Below are 10,830 nucleotides of genomic sequence, written 5' to 3' on the forward strand. Positions count from 1 at the left end.
TCAAGTTATCTTTTTTGCATTAGCATAGTTAAGTGCATACAACTAAACAATACAGAATTGGAGGTGCTAGATTTTTCCCAATCCTCTTTGTGCCACTTTTGTCCTAATTTTGCTTTCCACTCTTTAGAAAAAGGCAACATGGAAAGCAAAGTCATCCATTTTGATTTACCCAAAAGCCCATGCCTTTCAATAACAGTAAAAGCCTTTGCATACTGATAATACACTTCTTTTGTAAAAGGCCATTCCCATTCAGCATCAGATTGAAAAGGACGATATAACCATCGGATTATCTTTATGGGTAAACTTGTTTGTAAAGGATCATAGCTTATAATTTGTCCTTTTGGAGCTAATTTTTCATTGAGCCTATCAATTATGATTTTTGTATTTTCAAAGTGATGCAAAACACCGTAGGCATAAATTAAATCGAAATCCCTATCCTTAAATTCTGATGACAAAAAATCGATAGCTAAAGCACTAGCATTAGGAAAATTGATTAACCGTTGACGCAAATTCTCAATAGCCACATCACTCAAATCAACTCCAATGTATAATTTTGAATGTTCAGCCAAGTACATTGACCAATAATTCCCAGAAAAACATCCTAAATCTAAAACTCTTTTCGAACTCAAATCACCAAACCATTCTTTGTGTTTTAGATAAGCCTGATCTTGTATCCCAACTGCTTTTTTGATGCTATTCAAAGTACCATTTCTAAATTTAGACCAAATTTGAGTGATCCAATTTTTCTTTTTGGTATTGTAAAATTCAGCCTGCTTTTTATTTATTGCTACTGTTGATTCAATTGTTTTCATTACTTCTCTTTTGGTTTATTAAATAGCAAACTCCACCACCCTACAGTTCTTCCACAAGCCTCGGTAAAAGCTGCTTTGCGTTGGTTGGAAGTAAAGGTATTACTAAATCGAATGAAAGTCAACAACAAAGTAATCGCATGCCATTTCAATCGATCTTTACAGAGAGGTTTGGGATTTTTTACCCGCCAAACATACCAACCATTGCGTACTACCATTTTGCCATAATGGTATTGATTGGGACGGCCAGAAGGATGATGAAAATGGTTTAATTGTACTTTTGTATTGATAACATTTTTTCCAAATTGTAAAGCTCTTATGCTAAAATCAGCATCTTCGTACAAACCATATCCCTCAAAATAGGAAGAAAATTGAATTTGATCAAAAACTCCTCTTCTAAAAGCCATAGACATCCCTATCAATAAATCAACTTCATATGTTTTACCATTCAACGGAAATCCGCAGGTGCGCCCATGGGAATAATTTGGCATCTTTCCGGGGTCTTCATTAGATTGAAGCCCCAAATAATTGCGCAGTACATTCCGTTGTCCTTCTTTATAAACATAGCCTTCCCACTCATAATAGCGCTTAGTATTGAAATATTTTCCATTTGCTTTAGCCTTCCATTTATTCTCATTAATCGCCACTCCTCCAACACCTGATATCGTTGCATCTGATTGAAACGTTTTAACCAATTGCTCAAAATAATCCATTTCTAAAACCGTATCATCATCTAAAAAGCAAACTATTTCTATTGCTGTTCCAACTCTAGCGATACCAAAATTGCGTTGCTTGGTCAATCCTCTATGTTCTTTGGGTACTAAAAAATAATGTACATTTTGAAAATGATTTTGCTCTAAAACAACTTGAGTGGCCTCATTAGTAGACCCATCAATTATGAGAATTTCATCGGGATACAAGGTTTGTTGCTGAACCGATTGCAACAATTGCAACAAAGGTTTGGGACGCAGATAGGTGCAGATGATTAAACTAAATTTCATTTTGCTGTTTTAAAAGTTTAGCCCAATACACACTTATTTTCCATTGTGATTGGAAAAGTGTATAATACCGAAAAGGGTTCTTTATATTTTGATGGCTATAAAATTTTAGAAACAAAACCGTTTTATAGCCTAAAATCTGCTCTTTGGTATCGCATTTTTGCTTAACATACATAATTGTTGGTGAAGGTTTCGGTTGTATAACTTCCTTATGCCACTGTAGCACAGGCTTGGATCTAAACCCTCCCATAGGGGCCTTCAGATGAGTAATGCTTGGATTTGGGAAATAAATGACATCTGCCCCCGTATTCCTAATTTGTAATCCAAAGTCAGTGTCTTCTCCATATCCAAACTCTAAAGCATTATCAAATGAAACTTGATGTAATACTTCTGATTTCACAAAACTGCATCCAGAACCAAAGATCCCTGTTTGATGAATACTAAAATGCTGTAATTTTTCGTGGGGCTGTATGTAAGATGTTGTGATACATTTTTCACCATACTTTTTGATATTCTCTATAATTTTTTTTATCAAGTCTTTTTCAAACCTATTGTCATCATCATTTAAAAACACCCACTCGCTTTCCACCTTTGCCAAAGCCAAATTTCTCGCATTACAAGCTCCCGCTTGATGCGTAAAAGTATGTTTGATTTTGAAGGGCCAGTTTTCATTATTTAAATAATCCAATTCAGAGTTACTTCCTTCGACCGGATTTTGCTCTACAATGATTACGTGCTTGGGCAAATGTGTCTGTTGTGATAAATCCTTTAGTACATCATACAAGTAGTTCTTTCTTCCTATAGTCGGAATAATTACATCAATTGTAGCTTCATGCACCACTTCTTTACTAGATTGGACAACAATACTGTCCAAAGAAATTGCCCTATTATTTCTCTTTTTATACAACAGTGCCTTCAAAAAAGCAAAAATCGGCAATCGTTTTTCGTATACCATCAAATTGAACAACAATAAAAACAACCATCTCGTTTTATAATGTTGGTATACGAATTGAAAAAGGGTGTAAATAGTTGCTTTGGGTTGATAGTATTCGGGAAAAGTCTTAAATAATTTAGGCTCCGAATAACAGAACAACCCCAATGGCATACCCAATTTCGCCATACTATTTAAAAAATAATCAAAATTACGGCTCTCCTTAATTTTTCCTTTAAATCGTAGTACCACAGAGGCGTGAATCACTCCGACTGCACTACTCATTTGCCAAGTGGGATAGCACACCTTTTTATTCACATTTATAAAAGGAGACTCTTCTACATACCCTATTTTATTTCCTAAATAAAGGGAAGGAGAAGGGGTATAGGATACCATAATTTTATCATGATGCATAACCTTTGAAAATACGTTCCAGTTCACGAACTTCTCAAAATTTTCATAGCACCAAGCTACTTTTTTATCAGGAAATCGCAGGGCTATTTGCATCAGCACCGAAGCTATTGACTTTGAACCATCAAAATCAATTACTTCTAGATTATCCGATACAACCCGAGTAACTTGCCTATTATTGTGATAGATAACAATCACTATTTACTAATTATAGATTTATAAAACTCAATATTCTCTTGTGCAATTTGCTGGATATCAAAAACAGTTTCCACTCTTTGTCTCGCTGCATTACCCATTTTTTCACAAAGACCCTGATCGTTTAATAGTGTTACTATACTTTTAGCAAACTCTGCATGGCTTGTAGGGTGAATTAAAAAACCACTTTCACCATCTATAATCAATTCTTGTGACCAACCAATATTACTATTCACTACTGCTTTATGTAGGGCCATAGCTTCAATCGTTACCATTCCGAGCGTTTCAGCAAAGGTAGGAAATGCACATACATTGGCTTTTCGAATATACTCTTGTACCTTAGCATAAGGCATCTTTCCTAAATACGACACTTGCTTTAAATCATCCTCTGTAAATTCTTTTTGCAGTAACTCCCAAGTGGATGAAGATTGCGTTTGAATATCGGCAGCATCACTTCCAATAAGTACCAAACGAGCTTCTGGAATTACTGCTCTCACTTTATTAAAAATTCCAGGTAGCTCTAACACCCCTTTTTTTCGAATAATCGTCCCTATGTATAAAAGCAATCCTTTTTCAAAACGTCTTGGAAAAATAGAGTCAAATTGTGTCAAATCCAAACCATAATGTATCGTTTTTATTTGTCTTTTATCTAAGCCAAATAAGGTCGCAGAAACTTCGCCTGCAAATCTTGTTGGAGCGATATATCCTTTAGCTTGCCAAACCGCTAATGTTTCAAACACTCTATTTTTAACTTTTTGTTTTCTTTTCTCCAAATGACAAAAATAGGTGTCACTGCCATGAAAACGCATGACCAAAGGTGCTTTCAGATGCATAAAAGCAGTGATGCCCGTCCAATCGGGTGCCTCGACCAAATCAATTTTTTCTGAAACTATATGTGAGTTGAGGTAGTTTTGAATAAACTTTCGATGCCAATACCAACCAAAAACTTTATACTTTCTATTTTTTAATAAATGAATGGTAACTCCTTTATCCTCAAAAACAGCCCCTTCACTTTGCCCGTAAACAAAAACAGAAACTTGTACTCCTTTTGTAACTAAAGCCTCCACCAAGTTTTTGATACTAGTACCAATTCCTGCTGCATGCAACACACGAGGATGCGGATATTCAGGGGTTAAGAAAGCGATGTGCATGATCTGCTATTTTTTTGTTTTTAACCTTTTCAGAGTTTTGAACGCTGAAAGGGTTAACTCAATTAATTAAAAAAATCCTTTAAAATTCTAGCGGTAAACAATCTCGCACCAGCATCATTTAGATGTCCACAAGACGAAAAGTAACGATCTTCTTTTATTACCTCTTCATAATTATGAATTTCTGGATACAATTTTTTCACTTTGTCAAAATAATCCATTCCTTTTGTGTTTTCACACATTGGAGTCATGACTGCAATAAATGTAATGCCTTTTTGTTCACAAAGTTCCTTAATTTCATAATAATAGGGATTCTTGGGTAAAGGATTCAAATTCGCAATATTATTTTTCATGTTGGCATTCGGTTTTTTCCCTAGAGGATAGTAGCCTTTGTTGTCTAGATGAGATGTTTTTTTCCCAATCGAAGTAAAGAAAACCTCCCGCACTCCAATTTTGGCATCGTACTTTACATAACGGTAAAATGGAATATAATAGAGCTCTGTAAAGTCACTTTCCTTTTCAAAATGGTTTCTTATGGTTTCGGATTCGTGGAGGAATGGCAAGAACTTCGCTGATATCCCTTCCGCTTGATGGTCGTTGGACAAATTCAAATCGGCTTCTAAAATGACGTTTTTAATTTGGTAGTTGCGCTCTATCATCAATTTCAATAATAACGAAGCTTCAAACAAATGCCCGCCACTCATCCCATAATTAAACGTTTTCAACCCTTTGTCTTCGAACATTTGGGCCACAAAATGATTGTTCGCCCTTGATGACCCTAAAATGACCACATCATACTTTTCGTCTTTGGAATTGAAGACTTTTTCAATTTTCCCTCTATTCGAGGATTGCAAAAAAACTTTAGTGTAGCCAAAATCCAATACTACAGCGATAAGTACTGTGAGTAGTAGTATTTTTAATGTATATCGCAAAAAATGTTTCATTTTTTTTTTTGTACTTATATTTTATTCCTAATATATTTTGATGCTCTCTGTCAGGCCGAGTGCAGTCGAGACCCTTTCATAACAAGAAATTTAATTTACAAACAAACAATCTCGACTGCGCTCGATTTGACAATTGCTCAAACACTATTTTTTGTTTTAGCAAAGAAATATACCTTTCCAAACAATCTCGACTGCGCTCGATTTGACAATTGCTCAAACACTATTTTTGTTTTAGCAAAGAAATATCCCTTTCCAAACAATCTCGACTGCGCTCGATTTGACAATTGCCCTAACACTATTTTTTGTTTTAGTAAAGAAATATCCCTTTCCAAACAATCTCGACTGCGCTCGATTTGACATCTAAACCTCTCAACTCACGCTGTCAGGTCGAGCGCAGTCGAGACCCATTACCCAAACTCTTCATCCTTATTAGGATCATATTTATAATGAGTAGCATTTCTACATTCTGATAAATTTTGCAACCTATCAAAATTGCCATCAATCAAAGCTTGCTTTTTTAATCTACTCCACTTCTTAATTTTTTTCTCAAACTCAATTGCCTGATTAGGATCCATAAATTCTTGATAAAAAACCAATTTTACTGGTCTTCTAGAATGTATGTAAGCTCCTGGATATTTACCAGCATTATGTTCCATTAACCTCCTATCGATATCAGAAGTGATCCCAACATAAAGTGAATCATCTTTACAACACAAAATATAAACATAGTAGAATTTCATAATTTATCTCTAAAAAATAACCTCAACTGTCAGGTCGAGTGCAGTCGAGACCCTCTCATAACAAGAAATTTTATTTACAAACAAACAATCTCGATTGCACTCGATTTGACAATTGCCCTAACACTATTTTTTGTTTTAGTAAAGAAATATCCCTTTCCAAACAATCTCGACTGCGCTCGATTTGACAATTGCCCTAACACTATTTTTTGTTTTAGCAAAGAAATATCCCTTTCCAAACAATCTCGACTGCGCTCGATTTGACAATTGCTCAAACACTATTTTTTGTTTTAGCAATCAAAAGTCCGTTTCCAAACAATCTCGAATGCGCTCGATTTGACAACTATATATCTCAACTCACCTTGTCAGGTCGAGCGCAGTCGAGACCCTTTTAAACAGCAATTTTCCTTTATAACAACAATCTCGACTGCGCTCGATGTGACATCTAAACCTCTCGACTCAAACTGTCAGGTCGAGCGCAGTCGAGGCCCTTAAAACTGAAAATAAATAAACTCCTTATAATCTGAAAAAGTCCCTAAAGCCATAATAGCCGCAACAGCTACACCAAATTTAAGAAGACTAAAGCGTCCTGATAAAGGCTCTACTCTGTTTCTGTTGTTCCATTCTACCACTACAAAAGCACCAATTAAAAGGAGTATTTCGTAGTTATAGCGTTCGTTAGTCAAATATTGCGAACTAAAATCCCCGTTACTAAGCATTTGCCTTAAATACAAAACCGCATCAGTTATGGATTTTGCTCTAAAAAAGACCCAAGCAATAGTACTTAAAAGAAAAGTAATCAAGATGTTGCTAATAGTTTGTAATCCCTTCCAATCAAAGTTAACTACTACAGGACCAGTATTGTTTCTGTTTTTTTGTAACACCAATAAAGGCAGAAAATAAATGGCATTTAACAATCCCCAAACTACATACGTCCAATTAGCGCCGTGCCAAAAACCACTCACCAAGAAAATAATGAAGGTATTGCGAATTTTGAACCACATTCCACCTTGACTGCCTCCAAGCGGAATATATAAATAATCCCTGAACCAAGAGGACAATGAAATGTGCCAGCGCCTCCAGAATTCGGCAATGTCTCTCGAGAAATAGGGATAATTGAAGTTTTTCAATAAATCAATACCAAAGAGCTTTGACATCCCTAAGGCCATATCCGAATAGCCTGAAAAATCGCCATAAATTTGAAAGGCAAAATAAATAGCGCCCAAAACCAAAGACAATGCATTCATCGAGGGATAATTATCAAAAACGGCATTCGCATAAGTAGCACAAGTATCTGCAATGACTACTTTTTTGACCAATCCCCAAACAAATTGGGCCAGTCCTTCTTTTGCCTTTTCCAAATCGAAGCTTCGTTGTACTTTGACCTGTGGCAACAAATGGGTGGCTCTTTCAATAGGTCCTGCCACCAACAAGGGAAAATAACTCACAAACAAAGAGTAATCCACAAAATTGTATTCGGCTTTTATGCGTTTATAATAAATATCAATCACATAGGATAAGCCATGAAACGTATAAAAAGAAATGCCAACAGGAAGAATCACGTCTAACACAAAAGGGCTCACTTGGAATCCAAAGGAAGTGAACAATTGAGCAAAGGAAACAGCAAAAAAATTGAAGTATTTAAAAACCCCTAAAAATCCTAAGTTAACAATAATACTGAGCCAAAACCAAAACTTTCGTCCTTTGTCATGGGTACTTTTTTCAATTCGGATACCGGTATAATAATCCAAAAAAGTAGAAAACACCAATAGGAATAAAAAACGCCAATCCCAGCAGGAATAAAAGTAATAACTGGCCAATATCAGTAAAGCGTTTTGTGTATTTTTGGTTTTATTGAAAACAAACCAGTATAAAAAAAACACCAAGGGCAGAAAAATGGCAAAAGCCAAGGAATTGAAAAACATATTTTAAAGTAAAAAAACTAACACTAATTACACTAATTTCCACTAATTCATTGGGTAAATTACAGATAATGTAGTAGTCTTGATTTGAATTGATTTTTGCTTTGCAAAGAAACGCATTATTCTTTAGAAATGATAGTTTTTATGGCTTTCCAAATGCGTTGAGAAGCTGTTGTAGGAGATGACCCCACTACAACTTCAAACCATTTTTTTCCTTGTGGCACATTAGATAATTTTCCATCTATAATTCCTTTAATAACAGGAAATAATTCTTTTTTATCCTCAACAAATAAAGCAGCTTCCTTTGAAGGCATGGACCGAAAATGAATGTATTTATAATTTTGTCCAATATCACGAATTCCTTTTTTTAACTGAGGTTGCTCATAGTTAAAAAACAAACACGGTTTGTTATGGGCTACAAAATCAAACACCATAGATGATGCAATATTTCCAACAAACTCTGTATGTTCGCAAATATTGGCTTGCAAAGCAAAATCTTCTTTGGTTGGCATAATTTCGTTCCAAGCGGTTCCAACAGGGCGCCATAATGGATCAATAGACACCACCACATCTTGATATTGCTTTAAAATTGCATCATATCTATCGGTAAAATCGACTGGGCATTTTCTGTAAATAATACCCAAGTTGTAACCTTGATTATTTAAATCTCGAACAGCCATTGCTAAATCTTCTAAATAATATTGATCTAAAGGAGAAGTAACGATATCATCACCCGAAAAACAAATGTATTTTTTTGCTAAATCTAACTGATGTGACTTATAAAATGCTGCTTTAGACTGCAATAAACTCCTATCAAAATGGCTTTCAAATTGCGGTGTACCAGTCACAAAAACTTGCTCAGGCTTTACATACGGACAATATTGAAGTAATTCATTTTTCATATAATTGCTCCACACCAAATAGAAATCAGGTTCAATAAGTGTTGTCGCTTTAGGCAAATTATCCCAAGAAAAAATAAAGGTGGCTGTTGGGATACCTAGATCTTGTGCTGCTAAAATGGGTGCAATCGCTTGTGTGGGTCGTGGATTGGTACAAAAAACAATATCTGGTTGGTGTTCTAATAATTGTTTTTTACAATACTCATATTTGGAAGTACTTCGCTCTATTTTTTTTATTTTGGTTCGAATGCTTTCCAAACCTTTTTCAGTAGAATTTGTAGCTACTAAAAAATCGACATTTATACTTTTAATTAAATTTTTTAATCCCTTATAAGATTGTGGAAAATTATAAGTATTGTATACCGTTTCGTTAAATTTTTTATCAAAAACATTTAATTCAGCTCTTTTGCGAGCACGGGTATAGACCGTTGTTAAAGGATGTAATTTTTTGTTTTCAATTAGCACTTCTTCAAAGCCTAATTCCTCTTTTATTTTAAAAGGGGTGTTGTTCCAATACACAATTTCAAACCCTAAGGCTGTACCAATTGCATTGAATTTAGTTAAAGCAAAATTACGTAAGCCTACACCATCCGGTAAAAAAATAAATGCCTTTTTTGTCATATACCAATGCTGTTAAAGAAACGCAAATATAGTCTTTCAAACAAAAAATCGAGTATTCGATATCGAACTTTATTTATTGTATCACAAGATTGGGACAATGTTTTCCTTTTGTATGGAGCCTACTTTTTGTAAGAAACTTTCAATTTACATAAAATTTAACTATGAATAGGTCGAATACATTCATTCAGTCTTTTTTTTAACTAAAAAATTTTGAAAAACAATAAAAAAATAAAAAACACAATCCCAATGTCTATATGACTTTAGGTGGCCTTTTTGGCAAAACTGTGCAAATTGAAAATGACATTTTCAATTTGCACAGTTTTGGAATGAAATCTAGATACTATTCTAATTTCCAGCAACTAAAACACCCTATTTGTATTTCAGTACTACCACTCACTTTTCTGAAAAGGGCAAACCTCCATTAATCCATTTCTCAAATCCTCTATAATTTGTGGATTGGGTAAGGCAACAAATTGAGTAAACAAATTATGCATTTCCTCATCTGTATAGGCTTCTGTTTTTATATTAGTTTGATAAAAAGGAATTTGAACGGATTCCATATAATCCTGGAATTTGATATCGTCGCCAAAAACTTGATCTGAAAATTTTTGCCATACGGCGGGAATACCATAAGAATGTGCAACAATAATCCCATGTAATGAGGAAGAAATAATCCGTTCGCACTGCAAAAATTCAATGGTTTTGGATTCGATATCGTTGGTCATGATATCGATTAATTGGATATCGGAGCTGTTTTTAAACCATTGCACCACCACTTTGTAATCGTTATAATGGGGTACAATACCATATTTGAATTTTTTCTCTATTTTGGGATTATAATATCTAGGCAACAATAAGGCGGGATCACCGTATACTTCGGGCACGTCGAAACCTAAAGCCAATAAGTACTTACGGGTTTGAGGACCTCTTACTGCCAAGAAAGTAGCCTTTTTTATCGGGGTCGTTTTAGTAATAATCCCACTCCCCCAAACGATGCATTTGTGATTAACATTGGTCAAAATGCTGCCAATGGTTACATGAATAGGGGCAATAAAATCGAAAAATGAAAATTTTTTAGGCCATGCAAAAACAACTTTTTTACCTGAAATTTTTTCTACCAAATACTTCCCCAAAGCATCCCCATAATTTTCTTTGGATTTGCCTTGGATGATTTTCTCATTCCACCAAAATAATCGAAGCCTGTTTTTAAACATC

At 34.8% G+C, this 10,830-nt stretch carries 9 protein-coding genes; all 9 read right to left on the reverse strand.

Annotated elements, in window-relative coordinates; translation table 11 throughout:
• Window positions 1-5: 5 nt before the first annotated feature.
• A complete protein-coding gene (locus ACSVH5_RS10840) occupies window positions 6-812 on the reverse strand; it encodes a class I SAM-dependent methyltransferase (RefSeq protein ID WP_438061456.1) in 807 nt (268 codons plus the stop codon).
• Entirely contained in the window at window positions 812-1,810 is a 999-nt protein-coding gene (locus ACSVH5_RS10845) for a glycosyltransferase family 2 protein (RefSeq protein WP_438061457.1), read from the reverse strand. Before ACSVH5_RS10845 ends, ACSVH5_RS10840 begins: the two co-directional genes overlap by 1 nt.
• Window positions 1,800-3,347 carry a glycosyltransferase family 2 protein gene (locus ACSVH5_RS10850; RefSeq protein WP_438061458.1) on the reverse strand — a complete coding sequence of 516 codons (1,548 nt, stop codon included), beginning with the start codon at window positions 3,345-3,347 and terminating at the stop codon, window positions 1,800-1,802. Before ACSVH5_RS10850 ends, ACSVH5_RS10845 begins: the two co-directional genes overlap by 11 nt.
• Window positions 3,347-4,495 (reverse strand): glycosyltransferase family 4 protein, encoded by a 1,149-nt coding sequence (locus ACSVH5_RS10855; protein WP_438061459.1) that lies wholly within the window; start codon window positions 4,493-4,495, stop codon window positions 3,347-3,349. The genes ACSVH5_RS10850 and ACSVH5_RS10855 overlap by 1 nt, the downstream gene beginning before the upstream one ends.
• A gap of 62 nt (window positions 4,496-4,557) precedes the next feature.
• Window positions 4,558-5,436, reverse strand: a complete 879-nt coding sequence (locus ACSVH5_RS10860; RefSeq protein WP_438061460.1) for a hypothetical protein — start codon at window positions 5,434-5,436, stop codon at window positions 4,558-4,560.
• A gap of 407 nt (window positions 5,437-5,843) precedes the next feature.
• Entirely contained in the window at window positions 5,844-6,176 is a 333-nt protein-coding gene (locus ACSVH5_RS10865) for a GIY-YIG nuclease family protein (protein ID WP_438061461.1), read from the reverse strand.
• A 488-nt stretch (window positions 6,177-6,664) separates the two neighbouring features.
• A complete protein-coding gene (locus ACSVH5_RS10870; RefSeq protein ID WP_438061462.1) occupies window positions 6,665-8,098 on the reverse strand; it encodes an MBOAT family O-acyltransferase in 1,434 nt (477 codons plus the stop codon).
• A gap of 116 nt (window positions 8,099-8,214) precedes the next feature.
• Window positions 8,215-9,615 (reverse strand): UDP-glycosyltransferase, encoded by a 1,401-nt coding sequence (locus tag ACSVH5_RS10875; RefSeq protein ID WP_438061463.1) that lies wholly within the window; start codon window positions 9,613-9,615, stop codon window positions 8,215-8,217.
• A 386-nt stretch (window positions 9,616-10,001) separates the two neighbouring features.
• On the reverse strand, window positions 10,002-10,829 hold the full coding sequence (locus ACSVH5_RS10880) for a polysaccharide pyruvyl transferase family protein (protein ID WP_438061464.1): 828 nt from the start codon (window positions 10,827-10,829) through the stop codon (window positions 10,002-10,004).
• Window position 10,830: the final 1 nt, after the last annotated feature.

The organism is Flavobacterium sp. RSSA_27, from assembly GCF_051547125.1.
Lineage (GTDB): Bacteria > Bacteroidota > Bacteroidia > Flavobacteriales > Flavobacteriaceae > Flavobacterium.

Bases quoted from the DNA above. Each gene is read 5' to 3' on its own strand.
- ACSVH5_RS10860 (WP_438061460.1), bottom strand. From the start codon at position 5,436: ATGAAACATTTTTTGCGATATACATTAAAAATACTACTACTCACAGTA.
- ACSVH5_RS10875 (WP_438061463.1), bottom strand. From the start codon at position 9,615: ATGACAAAAAAGGCATTTATTTTTTTACCGGATGGTGTAGGCTTACGT.
- ACSVH5_RS10880 (WP_438061464.1), bottom strand. From the start codon at position 10,829: ATGTTTAAAAACAGGCTTCGATTATTTTGGTGGAATGAGAAAATCATC.
- ACSVH5_RS10845 (WP_438061457.1), bottom strand. From the start codon at position 1,810: ATGAAATTTAGTTTAATCATCTGCACCTATCTGCGTCCCAAACCTTTG.
- ACSVH5_RS10865 (WP_438061461.1), bottom strand. From the start codon at position 6,176: ATGAAATTCTACTATGTTTATATTTTGTGTTGTAAAGATGATTCACTT.
- ACSVH5_RS10870 (WP_438061462.1), bottom strand. From the start codon at position 8,098: ATGTTTTTCAATTCCTTGGCTTTTGCCATTTTTCTGCCCTTGGTGTTT.
- ACSVH5_RS10855 (WP_438061459.1), bottom strand. From the start codon at position 4,495: ATGCACATCGCTTTCTTAACCCCTGAATATCCGCATCCTCGTGTGTTG.
- ACSVH5_RS10840 (WP_438061456.1), bottom strand. From the start codon at position 812: ATGAAAACAATTGAATCAACAGTAGCAATAAATAAAAAGCAGGCTGAA.